Source organism: Ensifer sp. 22460 (assembly GCF_052044935.1).
Lineage (GTDB): Bacteria > Pseudomonadota > Alphaproteobacteria > Rhizobiales > Rhizobiaceae > Ensifer.
Window position 1 is genome coordinate 1 of record NZ_JBQENZ010000029.1, and the last position, 24,956, is coordinate 24,956.

The 24,956-nt window shown below is 63.1% G+C and carries 24 protein-coding genes; 11 read left to right on the forward strand and 13 right to left on the reverse strand.

The features are described from left to right. The coding region (leuB, locus tag ACTJKM_RS28655; protein WP_058326273.1) for a 3-isopropylmalate dehydrogenase at positions 1-1,086 on the forward strand (1,086 nt) is incomplete at its 5' end. Between the two features lie 116 nt (positions 1,087-1,202). On the opposite strand, the gene ACTJKM_RS28660 is transcribed toward leuB, so the two are convergent. From ACTJKM_RS28660 to ACTJKM_RS28705, 10 genes are all read right to left on the reverse strand, one after another. Next, the gene (locus tag ACTJKM_RS28660) at positions 1,203-1,952 is read right to left on the reverse strand and encodes an SDR family oxidoreductase (RefSeq protein WP_058322740.1); all 750 of its coding nucleotides are present in this window, start codon (positions 1,950-1,952) and stop codon (positions 1,203-1,205) included. A gap of 22 nt (positions 1,953-1,974) precedes the next feature. After that, on the reverse strand, positions 1,975-2,817 hold the full coding sequence (locus tag ACTJKM_RS28665; protein WP_058327653.1) for a fumarylacetoacetate hydrolase family protein: 843 nt from the start codon (positions 2,815-2,817) through the stop codon (positions 1,975-1,977). A 43-nt stretch (positions 2,818-2,860) separates the two neighbouring features. Beyond that, positions 2,861-3,874 carry a hypothetical protein gene (locus ACTJKM_RS28670; RefSeq protein ID WP_058327652.1) on the reverse strand — a complete coding sequence of 338 codons (1,014 nt, stop codon included), beginning with the start codon at positions 3,872-3,874 and terminating at the stop codon, positions 2,861-2,863. Positions 3,875-3,879: 5 nt separating this feature from the next. Beyond that, on the reverse strand, positions 3,880-4,773 hold the full coding sequence (locus ACTJKM_RS28675; RefSeq protein WP_113513350.1) for an SMP-30/gluconolactonase/LRE family protein: 894 nt from the start codon (positions 4,771-4,773) through the stop codon (positions 3,880-3,882). A gap of 9 nt (positions 4,774-4,782) precedes the next feature. Beyond that, positions 4,783-5,895: a mannonate dehydratase gene (locus ACTJKM_RS28680; protein WP_058327651.1), complete on the reverse strand. Its 1,113-nt coding sequence runs from the start codon at positions 5,893-5,895 to the stop codon at positions 4,783-4,785. 19 nt (positions 5,896-5,914) lie between these two features. Beyond that, the gene (locus ACTJKM_RS28685) at positions 5,915-6,700 is read right to left on the reverse strand and encodes an SDR family NAD(P)-dependent oxidoreductase (RefSeq protein ID WP_058327650.1); all 786 of its coding nucleotides are present in this window, start codon (positions 6,698-6,700) and stop codon (positions 5,915-5,917) included. A 56-nt stretch (positions 6,701-6,756) separates the two neighbouring features. Further along, complete coding sequence (locus ACTJKM_RS28690; protein ID WP_058322733.1) at positions 6,757-7,749, reverse strand: ABC transporter permease; 993 nt, start codon at positions 7,747-7,749, stop codon at positions 6,757-6,759. Continuing rightward, a complete protein-coding gene (locus tag ACTJKM_RS28695) occupies positions 7,746-9,290 on the reverse strand; it encodes a sugar ABC transporter ATP-binding protein (RefSeq protein ID WP_082640852.1) in 1,545 nt (514 codons plus the stop codon). Before ACTJKM_RS28695 ends, ACTJKM_RS28690 begins: the two co-directional genes overlap by 4 nt. 68 nt (positions 9,291-9,358) lie before the next feature. Beyond that, positions 9,359-10,324: a substrate-binding domain-containing protein gene (locus tag ACTJKM_RS28700; protein ID WP_057251201.1), complete on the reverse strand. Its 966-nt coding sequence runs from the start codon at positions 10,322-10,324 to the stop codon at positions 9,359-9,361. 118 nt (positions 10,325-10,442) lie between these two features. Next, positions 10,443-11,186, reverse strand: coding sequence for a FadR/GntR family transcriptional regulator (locus ACTJKM_RS28705; protein WP_058322732.1), 744 nt, complete (start codon positions 11,184-11,186; stop codon positions 10,443-10,445). Positions 11,187-11,388: 202 nt separating this feature from the next. Here ACTJKM_RS28705 and uxuA point away from each other — a divergent pair, with 202 nt between their 5' ends. After that, positions 11,389-12,579: a mannonate dehydratase gene (gene uxuA / locus ACTJKM_RS28710; protein ID WP_058327648.1), complete on the forward strand. Its 1,191-nt coding sequence runs from the start codon at positions 11,389-11,391 to the stop codon at positions 12,577-12,579. Between the two features lie 10 nt (positions 12,580-12,589). Continuing rightward, positions 12,590-13,282 carry an RraA family protein gene (locus ACTJKM_RS28715; protein ID WP_440661438.1) on the forward strand — a complete coding sequence of 231 codons (693 nt, stop codon included), beginning with the start codon at positions 12,590-12,592 and terminating at the stop codon, positions 13,280-13,282. Positions 13,283-13,312: 30 nt separating this feature from the next. Here ACTJKM_RS28715 and ACTJKM_RS28720 read toward each other — a convergent pair whose 3' ends face one another. Further along, complete coding sequence (locus ACTJKM_RS28720; RefSeq protein ID WP_057251205.1) at positions 13,313-13,795, reverse strand: Lrp/AsnC family transcriptional regulator; 483 nt, start codon at positions 13,793-13,795, stop codon at positions 13,313-13,315. 103 nt (positions 13,796-13,898) lie between these two features. Between ACTJKM_RS28720 and ACTJKM_RS28725 the strand changes: the two genes are divergently transcribed. From ACTJKM_RS28725 to ACTJKM_RS28750, 6 genes are all read left to right on the forward strand, one after another. Next, positions 13,899-15,395 carry an aminotransferase class V-fold PLP-dependent enzyme gene (locus ACTJKM_RS28725; protein WP_113513346.1) on the forward strand — a complete coding sequence of 499 codons (1,497 nt, stop codon included), beginning with the start codon at positions 13,899-13,901 and terminating at the stop codon, positions 15,393-15,395. Beyond that, entirely contained in the window at positions 15,388-16,263 is an 876-nt protein-coding gene (locus tag ACTJKM_RS28730; RefSeq protein WP_058327646.1) for an MBL fold metallo-hydrolase, read from the forward strand. The genes ACTJKM_RS28725 and ACTJKM_RS28730 overlap by 8 nt, the downstream gene beginning before the upstream one ends. A gap of 28 nt (positions 16,264-16,291) precedes the next feature. Then, positions 16,292-17,053 carry a sulfite exporter TauE/SafE family protein gene (locus tag ACTJKM_RS28735; RefSeq protein WP_440661469.1) on the forward strand — a complete coding sequence of 254 codons (762 nt, stop codon included), beginning with the start codon at positions 16,292-16,294 and terminating at the stop codon, positions 17,051-17,053. 159 nt (positions 17,054-17,212) lie between these two features. Continuing rightward, positions 17,213-18,208: an SLAC1 anion channel family protein gene (locus ACTJKM_RS28740; protein WP_058327645.1), complete on the forward strand. Its 996-nt coding sequence runs from the start codon at positions 17,213-17,215 to the stop codon at positions 18,206-18,208. Next, the gene (locus ACTJKM_RS28745; RefSeq protein ID WP_440661440.1) at positions 18,208-19,167 is read left to right on the forward strand and encodes a GlxA family transcriptional regulator; all 960 of its coding nucleotides are present in this window, start codon (positions 18,208-18,210) and stop codon (positions 19,165-19,167) included. The genes ACTJKM_RS28740 and ACTJKM_RS28745 overlap by 1 nt, the downstream gene beginning before the upstream one ends. Before the next feature lie 49 nt (positions 19,168-19,216). Beyond that, positions 19,217-20,515: an amidohydrolase family protein gene (locus ACTJKM_RS28750; protein ID WP_058327643.1), complete on the forward strand. Its 1,299-nt coding sequence runs from the start codon at positions 19,217-19,219 to the stop codon at positions 20,513-20,515. Positions 20,516-20,686: 171 nt separating this feature from the next. Here ACTJKM_RS28750 and ACTJKM_RS28755 read toward each other — a convergent pair whose 3' ends face one another. Then, positions 20,687-21,544: a MurR/RpiR family transcriptional regulator gene (locus tag ACTJKM_RS28755; RefSeq protein WP_057251212.1), complete on the reverse strand. Its 858-nt coding sequence runs from the start codon at positions 21,542-21,544 to the stop codon at positions 20,687-20,689. Between the two features lie 173 nt (positions 21,545-21,717). After that, positions 21,718-22,791 carry a polyamine ABC transporter substrate-binding protein gene (locus ACTJKM_RS28760; RefSeq protein WP_440638761.1) on the reverse strand — a complete coding sequence of 358 codons (1,074 nt, stop codon included), beginning with the start codon at positions 22,789-22,791 and terminating at the stop codon, positions 21,718-21,720. Between the two features lie 169 nt (positions 22,792-22,960). On the opposite strand from ACTJKM_RS28760, the gene ACTJKM_RS28765 reads away from it, so the two are divergent. After that, on the forward strand, positions 22,961-24,055 hold the full coding sequence (locus ACTJKM_RS28765) for an ABC transporter ATP-binding protein (RefSeq protein ID WP_440661442.1): 1,095 nt from the start codon (positions 22,961-22,963) through the stop codon (positions 24,053-24,055). A 1-nt stretch (position 24,056) separates the two neighbouring features. Continuing rightward, positions 24,057-24,956, forward strand: a complete 900-nt coding sequence (locus ACTJKM_RS28770) for an ABC transporter permease (protein WP_057251214.1) — start codon at positions 24,057-24,059, stop codon at positions 24,954-24,956.

Here is a 24,956-nt window from a genome sequence, read left to right on the forward strand (position 1 = left end):
CCCGGCGACGGCATCGGCCCGGAAGCCATGGCGGAAGTCCGCAAAATCATCGCCTACATGAATGCCGAGCTTTCAGCCGGCTTCGTGACCGACGAGGGCCTGGTCGGCGGTTCGGCCTATGACGCCCATGGCCAGGCGATCTCGGAAGCGGACATGAAGAAGGCGCTGGCCGCCGATGCGGTGCTGTTTGGCGCCGTCGGTGGCCCGAAGTGGGATGCGGTGCCCTACGAGGTGCGTCCGGAAGCCGGCCTGCTGCGCCTGCGCAAGGATCTCGAACTGTTCGCCAACCTGCGCCCGGCGATCTGCTACCCGGCGCTGGCTGCCGCCTCGTCGCTGAAACCGGAACTCGTCGAAGGCCTCGACATCCTGATCGTGCGCGAACTGACCGGTGGCGTCTATTTCGGTGAACCGAAGGAAATCATCGATCTCGGCAACGGCCAGAAGCGTGGCATCGACACCCAGGTCTACGACACCTACGAGATCGAACGCATCGCCGGCGTCGCCTTCGAACTGGCGCGCACGCGGCAGAACCGCGTCTGCTCGATGGAAAAGCGCAACGTCATGAAGTCGGGCGTCTTGTGGAACCAGGTGGTGACCGAGACCCACAAGGCGAAATATTCTGACGTGCAGCTCGAGCACATGCTGGCCGATGCCGGCGGCATGCAGCTGGTGCGCCAGCCCAAGCAGTTCGACGTCATCGTCACCGACAACCTGTTCGGCGACATGCTGTCGGACGTCGCCGCCATGCTGACCGGCTCGCTCGGCATGCTGCCGTCGGCCTCGCTCGGTGCCCCGGATGCGGTGACCGGCAAGCGCAAGGCGCTCTACGAGCCGGTGCATGGCTCGGCCCCCGACATTGCCGGCAAGGGCATTGCCAACCCGATCGCGATGATCGCCTCCTTTGCCATGTGCCTGCGTTATTCCTTCAACCTGGTGACGGAAGCCGACAATCTGGAAAAGGCGATCGCCGCGGTGCTCGACCAGGGCATCCGCACCGGCGACATCATGGCCGAGGGTGCGAAGAAGGTCGGCACGACGGAAATGGGCGATGCCATCCTCGCCGCGTTCAAGGCACTGTCGGCCTGATCGACAAACGATCTCGAATGGCGTCAAACCGATGCCATTCGACGGTACGAAAACGAACACCTCCGGAGAACATTCGGAGGTGTTTTGCATTTGGCGGACTTGAACGAAGGCAACGCTCAGATCGTAATGCCACCGTCGATATTGATTGCCTGCCCGGTGATGAAGGCCGCCTCGTCGGAAGCCAGAAAGGCACAGATCGCAGCGACCTCCTCGACCGTGCCGAAGCGCCCGGCCGGTTGCCGGCTAATGAAGGACTTGTGGGCCTCGTCCCGGCTTCCGAGTTTTTCACCGAGTTCGCCGATACGCTCTTCCAGCGACGGCGAGGCGACGGTTCCCGGGCAGACCGAATTGCAGCGAATGCCCTCTGAGACGTAGTCGGCGGCAACGGCCTTGGTGAGCCCGATGACGCCGCCCTTGGCGGCACCGTAAGCTGCTCGCCGAGGGAAGCCCTTGATCGAGGAGGCGACCGAACCGATGGTGATGATGCTGCCGCCATGGGCCTTCATCTTCGGGATCGCGCCGGCAATGACGTTATAGGCGCTGTCGAGCGTGATGTTGACCGAGCGACGCCAGTCCTCGGCCGAGCACTCCTCGATCGTGCCCTGGTGCACGTAGCCGACCGCATGCACGAGGATATCGACCCGGGCCAAGGCTGCGAAGTAGGCGGCCACTGCCGCGTGGTCCGTCGCATCAAGCCTCGTCGTCCTGGCGCCGTCGAGGGTGGAGAGCAGGTCGGCATTGATGTCGCTGGCGTGGACCTCCGCACCCTCGGCCATCAACCGCTCGGCGACGGCGCGGCCGATGCCCTGGCCGGCGGCGGTGACCATGGCCAAACGCCCCGCCAATCGTCCCGTATTTCCATTCATGGTCAGGCCTTTCCGTATCGATCTAGAGGGACTGAACGATCTGACGCTGGCGACCGAGGCCGTCGATGCCGAGTTCCACCACATCACCGGGCTTCAGATAACGCGGCGGCCTTTTGCCCATGCCGACGCCGGGCGGCGTGCCGGTGCAGATGAGATCGCCGGGCTCCAGCACGCAGAACTCGCTCATGTAGGAGACGATGGTTGCGACGTCGAAGATCATGCGCGCGGTCGTGCCTGACTGCATGCGTTCGCCGTTGACGTCGAGCCACATCGAAAGCGCCTGCGGGTCCGGCATTTCGTCTCGGGTCACGAGCCAGGGGCCCGTCGGGCAGAAGTTCGGGAAGCTCTTGCCTTTCACCCACTGGCCGCCGCGCTCCATCTGCCAGGCGCGTTCGGAGACATCGTTGACGACGGAGTAGCCGAAGACATGCTCCATTGCGTCGGCGCGGGATACATTGAGCGCCCGTTTGCCGATGACGATGCCGAGTTCGACCTCCCAGTCGAGCTTCGACATTTTTTCAGAATGAAGAAGCGGCGCGTTCGGACCGCAATAGGTTCCGGCCGCCTTGTTGAAAAGGATCGGTTCAGCCGGCACCGTCAGACCCGCCTCTTCCGCGTGGTCGGAGTAGTTGAGCCCGACGCACCAGATCGTGCCCGGCCTTGCGACCGGCGGCAGGATATCGGCGTCGATCACCGGCATCACGGGTAGGGCCGATAGATCAATGCCAGACAGCGCCACCATGACAGCTGTCAGGGTTTCTGCCGTGAAGTCCTGCACGAGCGAGGAGACATCCCGCGCCCTGCCCTCGCCATCGAGAATGCAGGGCACAGCGGAGCCGTCGATGATGAGACGCAGCAGTTTCATTCTCTTGGCCTTTCAATTGCAACGTTTCGGCGAGCGCGTCGGCTCAGCCCATGGGAGCGGCTTCGACGGAAAGCCGGTAGTGGGTGGTGAAGGTCTGGTCGGGCTCGAAGGCGATTGCGGTCGCGATGCCGGAAGACGCCAGGGCATTGGCGCCGGTAGAGATTGCCGGCCCGAGATCGAAGGCGGAAGCGATCGGCTCGACGCCAAGCGCCACATGCCGCGCGTCCCAGGGATAGGCCTTGCGGCCGCGATTGCTGTACCAGAGCAGGAGGCTTGGAAAGTGCTCCTTCTGCCACGACAGCCGCGCGCGAAAGCCCTCGTCGCGGTAATGGAGCGCGAGACTGCCGTCGATGCCCGAGAGCTGAAGCAGGTCCTCGGTGTCTTCGACAAGCGGCACCTGTGCCGCATCATGAGCCGCACCGTCGCGGGTCTCAACGCTCTTGAGCGAGGACCAACGCCGATTGAGCGCAAATAGCGCCGCACCCGGCTCGACATCGCCAGGAAAACTCCAGACCCAATCGTAGCTGCCCGGCTCGATAACGACCGAACCCGGCCGCGGCGACAGCCGGAACGTCGGATGCAGACCGATCGGAAGGCGGCACGGACGCCGGCCCTCGATTTCCAGCGTGAGGTCGACGGCAGCCGCCTTCGAATCCGGCACGATATGCCGGCGAAGCAAGCGGATCGGGTGATCCTCGGGATAGTGGCATTCCATGGTGATCTGTCGGTCGTCGCAGTCGCCCCAGATCCACTGGACATTCGAGCTGTGACCATGCGGCACGCCGGCGCCGTCGAAGCTCTCGCCTGTTGCGGACCAGCCTGCGGGGAGCGACCGCTCGGCGTCGCTGCCGAAGGGAACGCAGGGCCACTCGCCGCGAAGCTCCTGCAAGATCTCGGGCAAGGTCCCACGCTTCGGATCATTGCCCCAGGGCGCGACATGCAAGGGACTGACCTGTCGCCCGTCCGGCAAGAGGAACAGCACTGGGCCGAACATGCCGCCGAGCGACTGCACCGACAGGCACCCATGCGCCCAGGCAAGCGCACGTCTCGTCGTCATCGCGCTCACTTGGTCGCTATCCCGTAGCGGTTCTCCGGAAGGCCCGCGACCTCGACCCGCATGGCGTAGAGGCTGCCGGCAAGGCGTTCGCCCGGTCCCGAGCCGGCCGTGGTGATGTAAAGCGTTTTGAGGTCCGCGCCGCCGAAGGTGCAGGTGGTGATGTTGGTGACCGGCATGTCGATCACCTCGGCAAGGCTGCCGTCGGGCGCAATCCGGGCTATGCAACGGCCGCCATAGCGGCAGTTCCAGAGATACCCCTCGCTGTCGATTGCCGAACCGTCGGGCGAGCCGCGATCGAAGCCGGTGAAAAAATGCCGTTCGCCGGATATCGCGCCGGCCCCGGCATCATAGTCGAAGGCATAGATCTCGTTTGCCAGCGTATCGGCGAAGTAGAAGGTTCCTCGATCCGGGCTCCAGCAGAGCGTGTTGGAGATACCGAGGCCGTGCCGCCATTCGGTAACGGCCCCATCGCGCGCGATCCGGTAGAGAATACCCTCCCCCGGCCCAACCTCGCCAAGCTGACCATCGGGCAGGACATTGTTCTTCATCGATCCGACCCAGAAATTTCCGGCCGGATCAGTGCGACCGTCATTGAGGCGCACCCGCGGCGCGCCGGGCAGGACGAAGCCGTGATCCTCACGCCGATCCGTCTGCGGCCACCACCAGATCAGCTTCGAGCCGAGTGCGACGAGCAGCCGGCCATCTTCCTGCGTCAGCGAGATCGCGACCACCGGCTCCTCGAACAGCCAAGTTCTAACTGCGCGCATCGCCTCGTCGTAGCGATGGATGAGGAACCGATTGATGTCGGTCCAGTAGAGTGCCGCTTCCGTGGCCGACCAGACGGCTCCCTCGCCGCAACGGTCGCCAACGGGCGCGACACAGATCAGCTCACGGGCCATCGCCGCCTCCTATTCCGCCGCCACGCACGTGGAGATCGACCGCGACGGCCCGAGCGCCTCGGCGTTCTGCACCAGCGCCTTCATGTAACCGAGCGCAAAGGCCTTGCCCGCGTGCCAGGAGGCGCCGCAGGTCATGGCCGGCGTATGATCGGGGATCATCACGCCCTGGTAGTTTTCGTCGCGCAGGATGCGGATGATCTCGGCCATGTCGATATCACCCTCGTCGACGAAGGTTTCGACATAGCGCGGCATCTTTCCGCGCACGTTGCGGAAGTGGATGTAGCCGATGCGGCCGGAGCGGGCGAAGCGGCGCACATGTTCGTAGATATCGCCGCCCGGCATCTCTTGCAGCGAGCCGAGGCAGAGTTCCAGCCCGTTCGACGGCGAGTCGACGATCGCCATCAGCCGGTCGTATTTTTCTGGCCGATTGACGAGCCGCGCAGTGCCGCGCAACTCCTCCGCCGGCGGATCATCCGGATGGGCGCCGAGCACCACACCCGCCTCCTCGGCGACCGGGACGACTTCCTTCAAGAAATGGGCAAGCCGATCCCAGAGCTCCGCCGAACTGACGGAGACCGAAGCGGCACCCGCGACACCACGGCGATAGCGCATGTTCCAGACCATGCCGTCGGGAATCGGCGCGTCAGGGCTGGGTGCAATGTTGTTCTCGACGCCGAAGCCGACGGATTCGGCACCACCGCGGGCATAGGGGCCACGCGTCCAGCCATAGACGCCGGCAAGCGAGAAGTTATAGCCTATGCAGGGAATGCCGGCGCGGCCGGCGTCGCGGATGAGCTGCTTCAGCCCCTCGATCTGCTGGGCGCGTTCAGGCCCGTCCAAAAGCACGTCCGACCAGAAGCGCGGCGAGAAGTTCTCGATCGCTGCCACCTCCAGGCCGCCGGCGCGCACATCCTTCACCAGCGCCGACAGTTCTTCGAAAGACCAGAGCCGATCGCCAGAGCAATCGCCCCAGCCGCCCTGGTCGCCGCTGTCGATCTTAGGATCCTTGCCGGCGAAATAGTTGGTCAGATGCGCGACCACATGGGTCGCACCTGCCTGCTGCGCAAACTGAAAATTGTCCGGGGTGAGCTGTTCCCGGTAAAGCCCGAGGCCGATCTTCATCTTATCAATTCCTGTCTGATTACTTGACGCCGATACCGGCAGTGAGGCCGCCGTCGATGCGGAAATCCGAACCGGTGACGAAAGCGGCGCGGTCGGAGGCGAGATAGGCGACGAGTTCGGCCACCTCCTCCGGCTCGCCGATGCGGCCGATCGGATGCGCGGCACCGAAGCGGGCGAAGGCTTCCGCTTCGCTGACGCCCTCGCCGCCATAGGTGCGGGCAGCAAGCGAAAGCAGCGGCGTGCGCACCGAGCCGGGGCTCACCGAATTCACCCGGACCTTCGCCGCCGCGTGATCGAGCGCCATGGCACGGGTCAGTGCATGGATCGCGCCCTTGGAGGCGACATAGGCCGCGACGTTCTGCTGGCAGGCATGGCCCTGCACCGAGGAGATGTTGACGATGGCGCCGCCGCCGCGCTTCATCATTTCCGGAATGCCGAAGCGGCCGGTCAGGTAGATCGAACCGACATTGACCGAGAGGCAGCGCGCGAAGGTCTCGGCGCTGGTATCGAGAACCGTGCCATAGGGGTGCACGGCCGCAGCATTGACGATGATATCGAGGCCACCATGGCGCAGCACCGCTTCGCGCACCGCTGCTTCCACCTCGGCCTCGACGGAAACGTCCGTCAGCCGCGTCGACATCGGCAGCTCGCGTTCCCTGGCGATGCGGTCGAAGGCTTCGTTGGTATTGATGTCGTTGCCGCAGGCAATCACGGTCGCGCCCGACGAAGCGAGACGGATTGCCGAAGCGAGGCCGATCCCCGAAGTGCCGGTGACCAGCGCGATTTTTCCCTTGAATTCAGTCATGATTGTCTCCGCGAAACTCGTAAGTTGGAGCGGGATGCTGGCACCCCACTCCGGTCTCAACGCACCCGTTCCAGGACCTGGTTGAGAAGCACGGCGCCGAGGATGATGCCGCCGCGCACGACGTATTGCCAATATTCGCTGACATTCATCAACGTCATGCCGTTGGAGATGCAGCCAAGGAAGAGAACGCCGATCAGCGTGCACCAGATGCGGCCCTTGCCGCCGAAAAGCGACGTGCCGCCGATTATGACGGCCGCGATCACGTCAAGTTCCATGCCGGTCGCGGTCGTCCCGGTTCCGGCCCCGATCTGCGAGGCGATCAGCGTGCCGGAGACGGCCGTCAGCGCGCCGGTGAGGCCGAGCGTCAGCGCCTTCACCTTCCAGATGTCGATGCCGGAAAGACGGGCCGCCTCCATATTGCCGCCGACGGCATAAACCTCGCGGCCGAAGCTCGTGTACTTCATCAGGAAGTGCATGGCGGCAAAGGTCAGCGCGAAGATATAGACCGGGAACGGAATGCCGAAGAGATAGCCGCCGCCGAGGAAATCGAAGCCCAGCGGGAAGGACGACATCGGGAAGCCGCCGGTGATCAGGTTGGCGACACCGCGCAGCGCCGCGAAGAGCGCGAGCGTGGTGATGAAGGTCGGCACGTTGAACCATTGCCGGAAGCGACCGGTGAGGTAGCCGAGCGTGAAGCCGAGCAACAGCGCCACGCCAAAACCGACCGTGACCGCACCCCAGTCGCCGAAGACACCGGCGAAGCGGTCGGCGAACCAGGCGACGATGCAGCCGGCGAGCGCGGCACCGGCTCCGACCGAAAGGTCGATTTCGCCGCTGATGATCACGGCGGTCATGCCGAAGGCGATGATGCCGAGCATCGAGACCGTGCGCAGCACGTTCAGCACATTGCCGGTAGAGGCGAAGCCGGGCGCGACCAGGATCAGAAAGATCACCAGCGCCGCGAGAATGATCTCCATCGGGTAGGTTTTGAGGAACTTGAGCGGCGTGTTCTGGCCACCAGCTTCGGTCGTTTGGCTCACAAGTGTCATTGCTTGGCCCCTTCCATGCACAGACCGTAAAGTTCGGTAAGGTCGGTTTTCGTCGGATCCACCTCGGCGACGACAGCGCCGTGGTGCATGACGAGGATGCGGTCGGCGACTTCGAGCACTTCCTCGAGTTCCGTCGAGACGAAGATGCTGGCGAGACCGTCAGCCGCCTGCTGCCAGATGATGTCGAAGATCTGCCGCTTGGCCTGGACGTCGACGCCGCGGCTCGGCTCGTCGAAGAACATCACCGAGGGCTGCCGATTCAACCATTTGCCGATCACCACCTTCTGCTGGTTGCCGCCGGAAAGCGACGACACCGGCAGTTCCGGATCGCCGCACTTGATGTGCAGATCGGCGATCTGGCGACGGACATGCGGCTGCTCGCGCCCGCGCGAGATGAAACCGTTGCGCGAGATCGGACCGAGGCTTGCCATACAGAGATTGTCGGCCGTCGAAAGCGATTGCACGAGGCCGACTTCCTTGCGGTTTTCCGGCGTGTAGCCGAGGCCGGCCTTGCGCATGTCGCGCGGGCTGGCACCGGTCATGTCGCGACCGTCGAACGTGACCGAACCGCCGTCGATCCGGTCGGCCCCAAAAATCGCCCGCATGAGTTCGGTGCGGCCGGCACCGAGCAGACCGGCGATGCCGAGGATCTCGCCGGGATAGAGCTCGAAGGAGACATCCTGAAAATGTCCGGCCCGACTGAGATTGCGGACCTCGAGCACGGGTTTGGCGCGGTCAAGCGTTCGCCGCGGCGGACGTGTGGCGCGCGCCGCATCGCCGAACATCATGCCGACAATTGCAGATGGCGTCGTCTCCTTCATCGCGACCGAGCCGATATAGTGGCCGTCGCGGATCACCGTGCAAGTGTCGGCGATTTCGAAGAGTTCGCTCATGCGGTGGGTGATGTAGATCATCGTCACGCCACGGGCGCGCAGCCGCTCGATCAGCGCGAAGAGCTGTTTGACTTCGCGGGAAGCCAGCGCCGAGGTCGGCTCGTCCAGAAGCAGGATAGACGGGTTGAAGGACATTGCCTTGACGATCTCGACCACCTGCTGCTGGCCGACGCTGAGTGCGGAGACCGGTTGGCGGGAATCGATCGCAAGCCCCATGTCGGCCAGCAACTCACCGGCGCGCTTGTGCAGGCCCGCCCAGTCGACGACGCTGAAACCGGCGCGGCGGCGGTGCGGCAGCCGACCGAGAAAGATGTTCTCGCCGACAGAGAGCTCCGGCACCAGCGAGAGCTCCTGGTGCACGGTGACAATGCCGGCGGCAAAGGCGTCGTGCGGCGAGGTGAAGTGGCGGTCCTCGCCATTGACGCTGATCGTGCCCGATGTCGGCTCGGTCACGCCGGCGAGAAGCTTGACCAGCGTCGACTTGCCCGAGCCGTTCTTGCCCATGAGGGCATGCACCTGGCCGGGTGCGAAGCTGTGGGTGAATTCGGAGAGGGCGACAGTCGGGCCGTAACGCTTGGTCACGGTCCGAAAGTCCAGCCGTCCCTGCACCCCTTGCAACGCGGCTGACCTTAGTTGCGGATAGCTCATGCGGTTTTCCTGCTGTCGGCGGCGAAGGAGCGGCGGCGATGCCCGCCGCTCGGTTCACTTTTAGGCTCTTACTTCAGGGCCTTCAGGCCTTCCTTGTAGGCAGCGACCCCTTCAGCGTTGACGCGTGTCAGAGGCAGAACGGGCACGTTGACCTTGGTCTCTATCTTCTTGCCGTCGAGCAGGTTCTGCGCGGCTTCGATTGCCTGCTTGCCGACCTCGAGCGGCTGCTGCGCCGTCGTCGCCTGCAGCACGTTGTCGGAGTTCAAGAGCATGTTGGCGAGCTGCTCGGAACCGTCGGTGCCGAAGACGAAGACCTTGCCTTCAAGACCCGCCTTCTTGACCGCCTGCACCGCACCGATGGTGCCGCCTTCGTTGGCCGCATAGATCACCCGGATATCGGGATTGGCCGTCAGCATGTCGCTGGCGACGGCCAGTGCCTTTTCGGCGAGCCAGGCGTCCTGTTGCGCGACGATGTCCACCTGATCCTTGACGACACTCAGGAAACCATCGACGCGGGCATTCGATTGCTCAGGCAGCAGCGCCTTGAAGGCGAGCGTGCCGATCTTGACCTTCTCGCCATTGCCGAGCGTCTTTAAGAAATCGGTCGCGGCCTTGCCGGTGCCGATGCCGATATCGCGATCCGAGCTCGTCACCGTCGCCTGTGCGACGTCGCCATTGGCCGAGGTGCCGTAGGTGACGACCGTGATGCCGGCGTCACGCGCCTTCTTCAGCGCCGGTACCGAAGCGTCCGCCGAAAGCGGCGCCACGACGATCGAGTTCACGCCCCGGGCGATGTAGGTGTCGATGAGCTGGGCTTCCTTCTCCAGCTTGCTGTCGCTGTTGCCGGCCAGAAGTTCGTCGCCGGCGGCTTCGGCCGCCTTTTCCATCCCGATCTGGATGCCGCGGAAATACTGGTCCTGCTGGAATACGATGCCGGCAATCGCCTTGCCGCCGGCATGTGCCGCACCCGGCGCAAGGCTGACGGTGGCAAGCAATGCTGCAAGCGCCAGAATGTGACGTTTCGAATTGTTCATGTCGGTTCTCCTCCCAAGTGCCCTGTTCGTGCCGCCGGACCAACGGGCGAGTGGATCCGGCAAACGGATGCCAGCACCGCCCATTTGGGGAGCGGTCCAGGCGAAAATCTCTATGTGCTCATCGCGACGGCTGGCCGCCGGGCACGGCATCGACGAAGCGGATGCCGAACTCCAGGTGGCGGCTCATCAGGTAGACGTAGGCGATGCGGTCGCGGGCCCTCAGCGCCCTGATGATCTCGGCATGGGCCTCGAAAGTCGCCGCATGCACCGGGCGCTCCGCCTTGCCGAGCCGCATGACCTCCTCGATCACCGAGCGCAGCATGTGGTAGGCGGCGACCGTCGTGCGATTGCCGGATAGCTCCACGATCGCCTGATGGAACTGGTAGTCGCACTGCGCCGCTTCCTCGACGCTGTCCGCTTCTAGGATCCGCGCGTTGATCGCATCCAGCCGGTCGAAATCGGCGTCAGCAGCCGTCAGGATGATGTGCTCGCCGACACCCGTCTCGATGATGCGGCGGAAGCCCTGCAGGTCGCGGAAAGAGTCCGGCGAGATGCCGTTGTGAAAAGCAAAGAGCCGGCGGATCGCCTCGCCGTGGCCGCCGCTGATAACGGCGCCAACCTTCGGTCGCGTCTCGACCATGCCATAGGCGCGCAGCACCTGCAGCGCCTCCCGCACCGTGTTGCGCCCGGCCTGGAATTGTTCGCCAAGATCGCGCTCGGTCGGAAGCGCATCGCCGATACCGAGACCGCGCTCGGAGATCATGTCGCGGATCTGCTCGACCAGCCGGTCCACGGCCGAGGTCTTGCCTGGCTCGACGGGCTCCACACCCGACAACGCCTCTTCTCGTACAGAACTGCTCACCGGCCATCCTCCCTGCGATGCTCTATTTGTTGGTCCAGTTTGCGCGTTCAGTCAAGCGCAATCTCTCAAATTTCGCGCAAAGTTACCGACATCGTCCGAAATTGCGTCCATAAGGCTTGAATTGTTGGACCAATCGGACATTATTGACAGGCGTGGTCCAACAATAGCCACTGACGCGGGGTAGGAGTTCTGCATGAGACTGATGGAAGAGTGTTTTCGCTGGTATGGGCCAAATGATCCGGTGCCGCTCAGCCATATCCGGCAGGCGGGGGCCACAGGGATCGTCTCGGCGCTGCATCATATCTATGACGGATCGCCCTGGTCGGATGAAGCGATCCTTGCCCAAAAGGCGCTGATTGAAGCCGCCGGTATGCGCTGGAGTGTCGTCGAGAGCATCCCGGTTCACAACTCGATCAAGCTCGCGACCGCCGACAGCGCCCGCTACATCGGCTGGTACAAGGACACGCTGCGAGCGCTGGCGCGCGCGGGTATCACGACTGTCTGCTACAACTTCATGCCGGTGGTCGACTGGACGCGCACCGAGCTGATGCAGCCGTTGGCGAATGGCGGCTATGCGCTGCGCTTCGACGCGGTCGACTTTGCCGCCTACGATCTCTTCGTGCTGAAGCGGCCGCGCGTCGCGGATAGTTACTCCGAACGGCAGATTTTCGCCGCCCGCCAGTGTTTCGATCAGATGGACCAGGCGAAGATCGACCGGATCGAACGCAATCTCATTGCCGGCCTGCCGGCAACCGAGCGGCAGTTCAATCGGGCGAGCTTTCTGGCCGCCCTTGCCGAGTATGACGGCGTGACGGCAGACGCCCTACATGCCAACCTGGCGCGCTTCCTCAAGGAGATCGTTCCGGTGGCGGAGGAGGTCGGTATCCGGCTTTGCATCCACCCCGATGATCCGGCCTTTTCGCTCTATGGCCTGCCGCGCATCGTTTCGACGGCCGCGGATGTAAGGCGCATCCTCGCCGCCGTCGACAGCCAAGCCAACGGCATCACCTTCTGCACCGGATCCTATGGCACGCGCACCGACAATGATCTGCCAGCCATGGTTCGTGAATTCGGCCCACGCATTCACTTTGCCCACCTGCGCAATGTCCAGCGGGAGGAGGACGGCTCCTTTTACGAGGCCGATCATCTCGGCGGATCGAGCGACATGCCGGCAGTGATCCTTGCGCTGATGCAGGAACAGGAGCGTCGGCTACAGGAAGGCCGCGCCGACTGGCAAATCCCGCTTCGCCCGGATCACGGGCACCTCCTGGCCGACGACATCGGCAAGGAGCGGATCAACCCCGGCTATTCGCTGATCGGCCGGTTGAAGGGCCTCGCGGAAATCAGAGGCGTGATGCAGGGCATCGCTACCGCCATGGCACACATGGCTTGAGGGAAGAGAAATGACACGTTTTGAAGACGATACCGAACTGTTTACCGCCATGCGCAGCCGTCTGTTCACGGCCGTGGTCGGCGACATCCTCGACACGATGGGGCTGCAACACCAGTTCCTGCCGCCGCAGATCCGGGCACTCCGCGACGACATGGTCGCCGTCGGGCGGGCGATGCCCGTACTCGAAGCCGATTTCTTCGCAACCGCCGAGGCGAGCGGCCATTCGGAATTCAGCTCGAAACCGTTCGGCCTGATGTTCCACGCGCTCGATAGCCTGAAACCCAAAGAGATCTATGTCTGTTCCGGCTCCTCGCCACGTTACGCCGTCTGGGGCGAGCTGATGTCGACCCGTGCAATGAAACTAAAAGCCGCCGGCGCGATCTGCGACGGCTATTGCCGCGACAGCGCCGGCATTCTTGCGCTCGACTTTCCGACTTTCTGCTACGGATCCTATGCGCAGGACCAGGGGCCGCGCGGCAAGGTCGTCGACTACGGTATCCCGATCGAGATCGGCGGCATCCGCATCCGGCCGGGCGATATCCTCTTCGGCGACCGTGACGGCGTGCTCGTCATCCCGCGCGAGGCGGAACGGGAAGCAATCGCGCTGGCGCTGGAAAAGGCCGAAACCGAAAGCAAGGTGCGCCTCGCGATCGAGGGCGGCATGAGCACGGTCGAGGCCTTCGAGCGCTTCGGCGTGATGTGACCACAAAATGGGGCGCCGGAGCCCGGCGCCTTACTTCAACCGGCTGAGATCCACCGGGCGATTGTTGATGATCGCCTCCATGGAAAAGAAGCCCGTGACCGTGGCGAGATCGAAGTTGGTGATGAGCTTCTGATAAAAGGCGTCGTAGCCGCCCATGCCCCGGGTCACCACCTTGATTAGATAGTCCCAGTCCCCGCCGATCCTGTAGAAGTCGATCACTTCCGGCAGTCGCTCGACATGCTGCCGGAAGCCGTCGCTCCATTCCTTGGAGTGATGGCGTGTGCGGATCATCACGATCACCGTCAGATCCAGGCCCAGAGCACTGAGATCGATGTCGCAGTGCGAACCCCGGATCATGCCGATCGACTGCAGACGCTGAAGGCGCCGCCAGCAGGCATTTTGCGATAACCCGACCCGCTCGGCCAACTCACGCTGCGAGAGGCTCGAATCCTTTTGCAGCAACGTCATGATCTTCAGATCAAAACTATCTATTTTTGATGATTCTTCGATCATTTGACACAATACAGCGCGGCTGGCGCAGGAAGATAGGTGAATTTTTTGACCATGAAGGGGAATATAATCGCTGTCAATGTTCGCTCCAAGGGAGGTCAGCGAGATGATCGTTCCAACAGTTCACCGCCACTCCTGTGAGGAGCTTAGCCCGCTTGCCAAGTTCCGCCAGGCTTTGAACCGCCCGGGCGTGATTGCCGATCTTCGCGACGATCTCGTCGGCGCGAAGGCGCAGATCGTCGGCCCATACGGCACGAAGCCGCTCGTCTATGCCGACTATGTCGCTTCCGGCCGGGCACTGCGGGTGATCGAAAGCTTCGTGCTCGACGAAGTCCTGCCCTATTACGCCAACAGCCACACGGAAGCCTCCTATTGCGGCGGCTTCATGACCCGGTTGCGGCGGGAAGCGCGCGCGCTGATCGGCGAATTCTGTGGCGCGACTGCCGACCACGCCGTGATATTCACCGGTTCCGGCGCCACTTCGGGCATCAACCGGTTGGTCAAGCTGTTCGGCGTTGCCGAAGCCGTAGCGGCAGGCAAAGAAGTCCGCGTCATCATCGGGCCCTACGAGCACCACTCCAACATCCTGCCATGGCGTGAAAGCGGTGCTGAGATCGTCGAACTGGCCGAATGCCAGGCGGGCGGGCCGGACCTTGCCGAGCTTGCCCAAGCGCTCAACGCCGGTGCGCCTGATCTGACCATCTGCGCCCTGTCCGCCGGTTCGAACATCACCGGCATCACCAGCGACGTCGCGGCGATCACCCGGATGGTCAAGGCGGCCGGCGCGAAGATGATCTGGGACTATGCCGGCGCCGGTCCTTACATTCCGATTTCCATGTCGCCTGCCGGTTTCGAGATCGACGCCATTGTCGTCTCGCCGCACAAGTTCATCGGCGGTCCGGGCGCCTCCGGCATCCTGATCGTTCGCCGCGACGGCGTCGTGACCGACAAACCGACCTGGCCGGGTGGCGGCACCGTGAAGTTCGTTTCGCCTGATACCCACGACTACAGCGGCAATCTCGAAGCACGCGAAGAAGCGGGAACACCGAATGTCGTCGGCGACATCCGCGCAGCCCTCGCCTTCATCGTCAAGCATGCGATCGGTCTTGAAGAAATGGAAAGGCGCAACCGCGCGCTGGCCCAACAGGCCTTTGCCGCCTGGAAGACCGTCCCGCAGCTGGAGCTGCTCGGCCTTAAGGAACCGGATCGCCTGCCGATCTTCTCCTTCCGCATCAGGAACGGCAAGGGCGGCTATGTCCACCAGCAGCTCGTTACTCGCATGCTCAGCGATCGCTTCGGCATCCAGGCACGCGGCGGCTGCGCCTGTGCCGGGCCCTACGTACACCGGCTACTGTCGATCGATGCCGAACACTCCGAACAGATCCGACAGGCGATCCTCGCCGGCGAAGAGATCGAGAAGCCCGGGTTCACACGGCTGAACTTCAGCGTCCTGCTTTCGGACGAAAAGGTGAAGTTCATCCTCGATTGCGTCGCCCAGCTGGCGGCGGACGCGCCCACCTTCGAAGCCGATTACGATTTTGACCCCGCTCGCGCCATCTTCTTCCCGTGCGCAACGGCTGAAGAGGCGCTCGCCTATGCATAAGCCCGATGTGACCGGCTTTTACGACGCCCGCACCGGCAGCATCCAGTATGTTGTTGCCGATCCGGCGACGGGCAAATGCGCGATCATCGACCCGGTGCTCGATTTCGACGAGAAGTCGGGCTCGACCGCCACGCGGAATGCCGACGCGATCATCGACCATGTCGCGGCCAAAGGCCTGACCGTCGAATGGATCCTCGACACCCACCCTCATGCCGACCATTTCTCGGCGGCGCGCTATCTCAAGGCCCGGACGGGAGCGCCGACGGCGATCGGCGAACACGTGAAGGGCGTGCAGCGGATCTGGAAAGCGATCTATAACTGGCCGGATTTCGCCTGCGACGGCTCGCAGTGGGACCGGCTGTTTACTGACGGCGAGACGTTCCGGATCGGCGAGCTCAAGGCTCGCGTCCTGCATTCGCCCGGCCACACGCTCGCGTCGATCAGCTATGTGATCGGCGACGCAGCCTTCATTCACGACACGCTGTTCATGCCCGATAGCGGCTCGGCCCGTGCCGATTTTCCCGGCGGAAGCGCTGCCGACCTCTGGCGCTCGATCCAGGCGATCCTGGCACTGCCGGATGAGACTCGGCTCTTCACCGGCCACGACTATTGCGCAGGAGGCCGCGAGGCGCGCTGGGAAAGCACGGTCGCGGAGCAGAAGGCCAAAAACCCCCATGTCGCCGGCAAGTCCGAGACCGATTTCGTCGGCTTGCGCGAGGCGCGCGACCGTACCTTGCCGATGCCGAAACTCATTCTGCATGCGCTGCAGGTGAATGTCCGCGGCGGCGAGCTCCCGGCCACCGAAGACAATGGCCGGCGCTACCTGAAAATCCCGCTCGACGCCCTTCCCGGTTCGGTCTGGGGGTAGAGGCATCGTGGCGGATCCTTTCCAGCAAATGCTGCTCGCGATCGGCTCCGGCTCGCTCACCGGCTTCACGCTCGGCCTGATCGGTGGCGGCGGCTCGATCCTGGCAACCCCGCTCCTCATCTATGTGGTCGGCATTCGCGACGTACATACGGCGCTCGGCACCGGAGCGCTCGCCGTTTCCGCAAACGCCTATCTCAACCTCATCAGCCATGCGCTTCGCGGCCACCTCTGGTGGCGGTGCGCTCTGATTTTCACGGTGGCCGGCTCGCTCGGCGCCTATCTTGGCTCCAGCCTCGGCAAACTGGTCGACGGCCAGCGCCTACTGTTCCTGTTCGGGCTGGTGATGATGTTCGTCAGCTTCGCCATGAAAAAGGTAAAGTGCGACACGGCGGCCACGCCGCAATCGCTTTCGATCGGGACGCACGGCAAGACCGGAGTGACGGCGCTTTTGACCGGTACCTGCTCCGGTTTCTTCGGCATCGGCGGCGGTTTCCTGATCGTCCCCGGCCTCCTGCTTGCAACCGGCATGCCGCTCATCAATGCGGTCGGCACGTCGTTGCTTGCCGTCGGCACCTTCGGCCTGACGACCGCGATCAACTACGCTTCCTCGGGTTTGGTGGACTGGCGCATCGCCGGCTACTTCATCGCCGGCGGCATTTTGGGCGGAATCGTCGGCACCTTTGTCTCCACCCGGCTTGCGACCCAGCGCGATACGCTGACGCAGATTATCCGCGCCATCATCTTTTCCGTCAGCCTCTATGTTCTCTGGCGCAGCTACGGGGCACCGTGACCCGGCCGCGGTGGTCGGCAACCGACCTGGCGGCGATACTGAGCGATCCTTGGCCGGAAACATACGCAGCCAGTCCGAAATCGTACTGTTTGCATCATTCAAGACAAAGGTGTAGCGTGTTTTAATCCTGTCAGCACTCTTTCGGACAGGAACAAGCCAATGACCGTTCAATCCATAGATCTCTCGAACAGCACGCCGCTGACCAAGCGGTCGATCTCGCAGCTTCCGATCAACCTGTTCGCATCGGTAATGGGCATCACGGGCCTGAGCCTCGCCTGGCGCGAAGCCACCAGGACGATCGGACTGCCGGCCCTTCCCGGGGAATATGTCGGCTGGCTCGGTACCTCGATCTTTCTGAGCCTTGCCCTGGGCTATGCCATCAAATGGCGCCGGCACCCTGGCTTGGTCGCCGCTGAATTCGCCCATCCGGTTCAAAGCAACTTCTTTGCGACCGTCGCAATCGGCCTGCTTCTGCAGTCTGCCTTTCTGAACCTTTACAGCCCGCTGCTGTCAGAGGTCGTCTGGACCATCGCGTCTGCGCTGACCTTCGCCCTCGCCTATGTCGTCGCCAGAGGCTTCCTCGGCCGGCAGCAGTCGCGCGATACCACCCTGCCGCCGCTACTCATCCCCGGCGTCGCCACCCTTGATATCGCCGTTACCGGCCACGCCATGCCGTTCTCCTGGGCGCATGAAGTCAATATGCTTGCCTTTTCGGTCGGCAGCGTCATCGCCGCGGTCTTTATCGCGCTCATCTTCTCGCGGTTGCGCCACGAAGATCCGCTTCCGGCGCTGGCTCGGCCGTCCCTCATGGTTCTCGTCGCCCCCTTTGCCGTCGGCTTCCTCGCCTATACTAACGTCACGGGTTCGGTCGATCTCTTCGCCACGGTCCTATTCTACTTTGCCCTGTTTCTCATGCTCGTCCTGTCGCCGATGGTGTTCCGCTCCCATGTTACCTTTAGCGTCACCTGGTGGGCCATCAGCTTTCCGCTTGCTGCCCTGTCGATCGCCTTCTTCCGGTATGCCGCTTCTGCCGGGAGCGCTATCCTGACCGGCCTGGCGGGACTGTTCTTCCTGTTTCTTGCCGGCGCCATCGCTGTCGTCTTCTATCGTACGGTCAGCATCGTCCTGACCGGCAGATTGTTCGAGGTTCGTTAATGGCCGTTCACAAGATCGCCATCGTCGCCATGCAGGGCGTGCAGCTTCTCGACGTCATCGGGCCCTCGGACGTGTTTGCGGAGGCCAACCGTCAGAGCGGCACCGACCATTATTCCGTGGAGGTCGTCAGCGCGTCCGGCAGTCCGGTGCGCGGATCTTCCGGGTTGACGCTGCTGCCGGATCGGTCGCTGGAGGAAGGTTTTTCCGACATCGATACATTGCTTGTGGCCGGGGATCCGCTCATTCATGAACGGCCACTGCCGGCATCGCTTCTCCCCTGGGTGAAGGAAGCATCGGCTCGCGCCAGCCGTTTCGGATCGGTGTGCTCCGGCGCCTTCGTGCTCGGCGAGGCGGGCCTCTTAAACGGCAGGTGGGCGACGACGCATTGGTCGCAAGCGGCGGAATTCGGCAAGCGCTTCCCAGAGGTGAAACTCGAGCCCAACCGCATTTTCACCATGGACGGCAACGTCTGGACCTCAGCCGGCGTAACGGCCGGCATCGACCTGGCGCTTGCCATCGTCGAGAAAGATCTCGGCCTGGACATCGCTTTGAAGGTCGCGCGTGAACTCGTTGTCTTTCTCAAGCGGCCCGGCGGCCAGACCCAGTTCAGCACCCTACTCGCCGGCCAGCTTGCACAGAAGACACCCATTCGTGCGGCTCAGGATTTTATTGCCGACAATCTCTCTGCCGACCTCGGCGTCGCAGCGGTTGCCCGGCGCGTCGGCATGAGCGAGCGAAACTTCTCCAGGCAGTTCAAACAGGAGGTGGGCATGACGCCCGCCGACTATGTGGAGAGCATGCGGCTGGAGGCGGGGCGCAGGCTTGCCGAAGACACCGGCATTCCACTCAAAAAGATTGCCACGGATATCGGCTTCCATGACGATATCGCCTTCCGTCGTTCCTTCGTTCGTCGATTCGGCACGTCGCCGGCCGCCTATCGCAAGAGCTTCGGATCGTAGGCATGCCAGCTTGGTCCACAAGCGGCGCTGACATCTGGAGAAGCCAGCCATGTTCGACCTGATCATCCGCAACGCCAACCTTCCGGACGGACGCCAGGGCATTGATGTCGGTGTTGTGGGCGGAAAGATCGCCGCAATCGAGCCGAACCTTGCCGCGACCGCAGGCGAAGAGATCGACGCCACCGGCCGGTTGCTGAGCCCACCCTTCTGCGATCCGCATTTCCACATGGACGCAACGCTGTCGCTCGGCCTGCCACGGATGAACGTCTCCGGCACGCTGCTTGAGGGCATCGCGCTCTGGGGCGAGTTGCGCCCAACCTTGACCAAGGAGGCGCTGGTCGAGCGGGCGCTGCGTTATTGCGATCTCGCCGTCAGCCAGGGGCTTCTCGCCATCCGCAGCCATGTGGACACGTCGGATCCTCGGCTGGTCACGGCCGAAGCGCTGCTCGAGGTCAGGCAGAAGGTCGCGCCCTATATCGACCTGCAGCTCGTTGCCTTCCCGCAGGATGGCTACTACCGCGCGCCCGATGGCGTCGCATCGCTTGAGCGTGCGCTCGACATGGGCGTCGATATCGTCGGCGGCATTCCCCATTTTGAGCGGACGATGGAGGATGGCGCACGCTCGGTGGAGGCGCTCTGCCGCATCGCTGCCGAGCGCGGCCTGCCCGTCGACATGCATTGCGACGAGACCGATGACCCGCTGTCGCGCCACATCGAGACGCTGGCGGCCGAGACCGTGCGCTTCGGATTGCAGGGACGCGTTGCGGGCTCGCATCTCACTTCGATGCACTCGATGGACAACTACTATGTTTCCAAGCTCATCCCGCTGATGGTGGAAGCGAAGATCAACGTGATCCCCAATCCGCTGATCAACATCATGCTGCAGGGGCGCCACGACACCTATCCGAAGCGGCGCGGCATGACGCGGGTCAGGGAACTGATGGCGGCAGGAATCAACGTCGCCTTCGGGCACGACTGCGTCATGGATCCCTGGTACTCGATGGGGTCGGGCGACATGCTGGAAGTGGCCCATATGGCTGTTCATGTGACGCAGATGGGCGGCATCGAGGACAAGCGCAGGATCTTCGACGCGATCACCGTGAACTCGGCGAAAACCATGGGCCTTGAGGGCTATGGGCTGGAGGTGGGCTTCAAGGCCGATCTGGTCCTCTTGCAGGCGGCCGATGTCAGCGAGGCCCTGCGGCTGAAGCCAAACCGGTTGTTCGTGATCAAGGCTGGCAAGGTCATCGCCCGGACGGCGCCGCGCATCGGTGAGCTCTTTCTCGATGGGCGCCCGACATCGATCGATATTGCGCGGGATTACATCCCGCAGGCGACCCAGGGCTGAACGGAGACTTCGATTTTTGGACCCGATTCCGGACAGAAAACCGCTGCACACTTTTCCTGGTATCGCTGCCTCGAGCATCCTGCCCTCAAGTGGAATCATTTGAGGCAGAAAGATGCTCTAGAATCAAAGTGCTAGAGCGTCCTTTGGGCGTTCAAACGAACGCACGGCGCTCTAGTCCTCGAAATCGCCGAAGATGTTCTGCAGCCGGGTCAGCTGGGCGACGCGCTCACCGACATCATCGCCGAGCACGACAATGATGTTGCTCAAGAGCAGGTCCATGACCGCGACGGTTGTCGCCGCCCCGTCCCACAGCGGACCGTGCGACCCGGGCACAATGAGGCAGATATCGGAGACCTCAGGTGCCCAGGGGCAGAACTCGTCGGTATAGAGGATGACCTTGACGCCGGCGCGGCGGGCCTCCTCGGCGAGCGGCCGCGCCTTGGCGGCGAAGCGGCGCACGTCGTGAAGGAACAGCACACGCCCCTCGACCGAGCCATCGAGCAGCTCGGCATAGGTGCCGTTGAGTCCGTCGACGAACTGCACGCGCGGCCGGGTATAGGACAGTTGGCTGGCGAAATATTGCGCGATGCCGCGAACGTTCTGATAGGCGGCGACATAGACTTCGCTCGCAGCAATCAGGGCGTCGATCGTCTGCTGCCATTCCGGGGCGGTCGTCAGCTCGTAGATCATGCCGAGATTGTCGACCTGCTGCTGGATCAGGCCGGCGAGCAGCTTGCCTTCGCGGTTATCCTCCCGCAACCGGCCGACCGAGCCCTTGACCTGCCAGGCGGGATTGTTGGAGCCGTCACGCCTGAGTTCGTGTTTCAGCTGGTCGAGACCATCAAAACCTAAACGCCGAAGATAGCGCCCAACAGTCATCGGCGACACTTCGAGACGGGTCGCGATCGAGCGCGCCGTCTCGAAAGGAATTTCGGCGAGGTTGCGCTCGATGTAGTTGGCGATGAGCTTGTCCGACTTCGAGCGTCTCATCTCGTCGCTGCGCAGCAGCTTCAGGATGCGCGGTGCCACGTCCCCTCCCATTCTACAGCGCCACCGGTCTTATCAGACGGAAAAAGGTCGCTGGAGCACTTTGAATTGCTGCATGTTTATCCTCAGCCAGGAGGTAAGGAAATACGCAGTGCTTTTGAAGCGGATGCCGGGTAACAAACCGCCGCATCCGCTCCTGTCGTCGCATTGCGTCTTTATTGCGCCGTCTTCACCTTCGTCCAGACCCGGTCGAGCTGGCGCACGCCGGGGCCGAGGTCTTCGAAGATCTGCAGCTTCTGCATCGTCTCCGAAGGCGGGTTGATTTCCTTGCTGTTCTTGATCTGCTCGGGGGTCAATTGCCGCGCCGGTACGTTGGCCGTCCCGTTGGTCTGCTGCTCGATATTGAGCGCCGCGACCTCCGGGCGCGTATAGAACTGCAGGAACTTGATGGCGTTGTCCTTGTTGGGGGCAGATTTCAGGACGCAGATATCCTCCTGGTACATCGTCGCTCCTTCCTCGGGGATCACATAGCCGAGGTCCTTGGGGTTGGCGAAGACATCGACCATCGAGCCGACGAAGAAGTGACCAGCCGCGACATCGCCGGCGGCGACCATCGGGCGGGTGTCATATGTAAAGGCGGCAACGTCGGGCTTCATCGCGATGATCGTATCGGCAGCCTGCTGCAATTCCGCCGGGTCGGTGGAATTGACCTTGTGACCGTTGAGGATCAGCCCCACCGAAAGCACCTCGCGCATGTCGTCGAGCAGCGTGAACTTCAGCCCCTTCGCCTTCACCGTCTCGACCAGGTCGCGCCAGCCGGTCACGTCCTTGCCGAGCAGCTTGCGGTTATAGAGGATGCCGACCGAGCCGAAGGCGTAAGGTAGGCAATACTCGCCCTTCGGATCGCTCTTGGCCCGAAGGAAGGTCGGGTCGATATTCTTGAAGCCCTCGTAGTCGTTGATGTCCGTCTTTTCGAGCAGGTCGAGCTTGGCCATGATGTCCTGCATGTGGACCGACGGGAAGACGATGTCGTAACCCGTGGCCCCACCCTGGATCTTCGCCAGCATCTCCTCGTTCGAGGAATAGGTGGAGAGGTTGACCTTGATCTGGGTCTCTTCCTCGAACTTCTTGAGGACAGCCGGATTGATGTATTCGCCCCAGTTGTAGATGTTGAGCTCGGCCGCTTCGGCGGTGCCGAACAGAGCGGAAAGTGTCGTCAGCAAAACGGCCACGCCACGTGCGCGGGTGGCGAAAGGCCTCTTGCCTTCACACGTCACCCCATTCGTCATTGTCATCATCATTCTCCTCTGATGGTCATGGCCGTTCGGCCCCTCTACGGCCCTTGCCGGCCGCTTCCGGATCACGGCTTCTGGTGGCCGTTGACTCCGATAGGCAAATGGTATCCATATATCTGAAACGCACAAGCGTTATTTGCATAACATTTTGGGGAACAGAAGTATGCAGAATTCCATCGTCCGGCTGGTGGAGGCGAGCAAGGCCTTCACCACTCCGGAAGGCGGCATCGTGACCGCTCTCGACAGCATCGATCTCGACGTCCGCCGCAACGAATTCCTGACCTTGCTCGGGCCTTCCGGCTGCGGCAAGACCACGCTGCTGCAGGCGATCAGCGGTTTCGTCGAACTCGACGGCGGCTCGATCCTCATCGACGGCGAGGACATCACCGACCGGCCGCCCTACCGCCGCCCGGTCAACACGGTCTTCCAGAACTATGCGCTGTTTCCGCACATGACGGTCGGCGAAAACGTCGCCTATTCGCTGGAAGTCGCGGGCGTCGCCAAGCCGGCGCGCCGTGAAAAGGTCTCCGCCGCCTTGAAGATGGTAGGACTGGAAGGCATGGAAGGCCGCAGCCCGCGCCAGCTCTCCGGCGGCCAGCAACAGCGCGTGGCGCTGGCCCGCGCCATCATCGCCCGGCCGAAACTCTTGCTGCTCGACGAACCGCTGTCGGCGCTCGACAAGAACCTGCGTCAGGCGATGCAGATCGAACTGAAGACGCTGCAGAACGAGCTCGGCATCTCCTTCATCTTCGTCACCCACGACCAGCAGGAAGCGCTGACGATGTCGGATCGCGTCGCCGTGCTCTCCGGTGGCCGCATCCAGCAGCTCGATACGCCGCGCGCCATCTACGACCACCCGGTCAACACCTTCGTCGCCACCTTCATCGGCGCCAGCAACCTGTTCGAGGGCACGCTCGACGGCGACCGGCTGATGACGGCGGATGGCATGGCGATCCGCCACCAGCCCTGCGACAAGAAAATTTCGACCAAAGCGACGGCGTTGATCCGGCCGGAACAGTTCTTCCTTGCGGAGGAAAACGCCCCCTTTCCGACGATCGACGTCGATCTCGACCAGATCGTTTTTGTCGGCTCCACCTTCGAGCTGTTCGGCCGCACTGCCGAGGGACGCAAGGTGATTGCGGAAGTTCCCGCCAATCGGCGCAATCTCGTCGGCACGGTCGAACGGACACGCAAGGCGCGCCTTGCCTATGACCCTGCTGCCGTGCACCTCATCGGTGCCAATGCCGGGGGTGCGTGAGATGTCGATCGCCAGCCGCCGCCGCTTTCAGCTCGCCGTTTTGCTCGGACCCGTCTCGGCCTTCCTTGCCGTCTTCTTCCTCGGGCCGCTCGCGATCATGGTCGTCACCAGCCTTCTCGCGCCCGGCCTCTATGGTGGGGTGGAGTGGACCTTCTACCCGCATAACTTCGGTCGCATCCTCGGTTTTGCCGATCCGATGTTCGAGGAGTTCGATCCGATCTACATCGCGATCTTCCTGCGCTCGGTCGAGATCGCGGCCCTGACGGTGCTCGCGACCCTTCTGGTCTGCTATCCCGCCGCCTTCTGCATCGCCCGGCTTTCCGAGCGCTGGAAGAATTTCTGCCTGTTCCTGATCACGCTGCCTTTCTTCACCAGCCTGATCGTGCGGCTCTTCGTCTGGGTGTTGATCCTGCGCCAGACCGGCCTCGTCAACGAGATGCTTCTGTCAACGGGGCTGATCGAGCGGCCGCTCGACCTGATCTACACCAGGGGCGCGATCATCCTCGGCATGACCTATGTGTTCATTCCCTTTATGTTCATGCCTGTTTATGCCAGCGTCGAGAAACTTGACTGGACGCTGGTGCGCGCCTCGCTCGATCTCGGCGCCGGGCCGCTGCGCACCTTCTGGCGCATCATCCTGCCCCTGACCGCTCCCGGCATTGCCGGCGGCGCGGTCATCGTTTTCATTCCAGCGCTTGGCAACTTCGTCGTGCCGGCGGTGCTCGGCGGCGCCAAGGTGATGATGTTCGGCAACCTGATCGAACAGCAGTTCCTCGCGGCCCGCAACTGGCCCTTCGGCGCCGCACTGGCGATGATGGTGATGACCGTCATGCTGATCATGATGATCGCCCATGTGGTTCTTTCCGGTCGGCGCAGCGCCGCCGCTGCGCTGGCACGGTGA

Coding starts and splice junctions, on each gene's coding strand:
- ACTJKM_RS28750 (WP_058327643.1), top strand. CDS start 19,217: ATGTTCGACCTGATCATCCGCAACGCCAACCTTCCGGACGGACGCCAG.
- ACTJKM_RS28665 (WP_058327653.1), bottom strand. CDS start 2,817: ATGAAACTGCTGCGTCTCATCATCGACGGCTCCGCTGTGCCCTGCATT.
- ACTJKM_RS28765 (WP_440661442.1), top strand. CDS start 22,961: ATGCAGAATTCCATCGTCCGGCTGGTGGAGGCGAGCAAGGCCTTCACC.
- ACTJKM_RS28725 (WP_113513346.1), top strand. CDS start 13,899: ATGATCGTTCCAACAGTTCACCGCCACTCCTGTGAGGAGCTTAGCCCG.
- ACTJKM_RS28670 (WP_058327652.1), bottom strand. CDS start 3,874: ATGACGACGAGACGTGCGCTTGCCTGGGCGCATGGGTGCCTGTCGGTG.
- ACTJKM_RS28730 (WP_058327646.1), top strand. CDS start 15,388: ATGCATAAGCCCGATGTGACCGGCTTTTACGACGCCCGCACCGGCAGC.
- ACTJKM_RS28770 (WP_057251214.1), top strand. CDS start 24,057: ATGTCGATCGCCAGCCGCCGCCGCTTTCAGCTCGCCGTTTTGCTCGGA.
- ACTJKM_RS28740 (WP_058327645.1), top strand. CDS start 17,213: ATGACCGTTCAATCCATAGATCTCTCGAACAGCACGCCGCTGACCAAG.
- ACTJKM_RS28720 (WP_057251205.1), bottom strand. CDS start 13,795: ATGATCGAAGAATCATCAAAAATAGATAGTTTTGATCTGAAGATCATG.
- ACTJKM_RS28695 (WP_082640852.1), bottom strand. CDS start 9,290: ATGAGCTATCCGCAACTAAGGTCAGCCGCGTTGCAAGGGGTGCAGGGA.
- ACTJKM_RS28715 (WP_440661438.1), top strand. CDS start 12,590: ATGACACGTTTTGAAGACGATACCGAACTGTTTACCGCCATGCGCAGC.
- ACTJKM_RS28735 (WP_440661469.1), top strand. CDS start 16,292: ATGCTGCTCGCGATCGGCTCCGGCTCGCTCACCGGCTTCACGCTCGGC.
- ACTJKM_RS28745 (WP_440661440.1), top strand. CDS start 18,208: ATGGCCGTTCACAAGATCGCCATCGTCGCCATGCAGGGCGTGCAGCTT.
- ACTJKM_RS28690 (WP_058322733.1), bottom strand. CDS start 7,749: ATGACACTTGTGAGCCAAACGACCGAAGCTGGTGGCCAGAACACGCCG.
- ACTJKM_RS28675 (WP_113513350.1), bottom strand. CDS start 4,773: ATGGCCCGTGAGCTGATCTGTGTCGCGCCCGTTGGCGACCGTTGCGGC.
- uxuA (WP_058327648.1), top strand. CDS start 11,389: ATGGAAGAGTGTTTTCGCTGGTATGGGCCAAATGATCCGGTGCCGCTC.
- ACTJKM_RS28760 (WP_440638761.1), bottom strand. CDS start 22,791: ATGACGAATGGGGTGACGTGTGAAGGCAAGAGGCCTTTCGCCACCCGC.
- ACTJKM_RS28680 (WP_058327651.1), bottom strand. CDS start 5,895: ATGAAGATCGGCCTCGGGCTTTACCGGGAACAGCTCACCCCGGACAAT.
- ACTJKM_RS28685 (WP_058327650.1), bottom strand. CDS start 6,700: ATGACTGAATTCAAGGGAAAAATCGCGCTGGTCACCGGCACTTCGGGG.
- ACTJKM_RS28700 (WP_057251201.1), bottom strand. CDS start 10,324: ATGAACAATTCGAAACGTCACATTCTGGCGCTTGCAGCATTGCTTGCC.
- ACTJKM_RS28660 (WP_058322740.1), bottom strand. CDS start 1,952: ATGAATGGAAATACGGGACGATTGGCGGGGCGTTTGGCCATGGTCACC.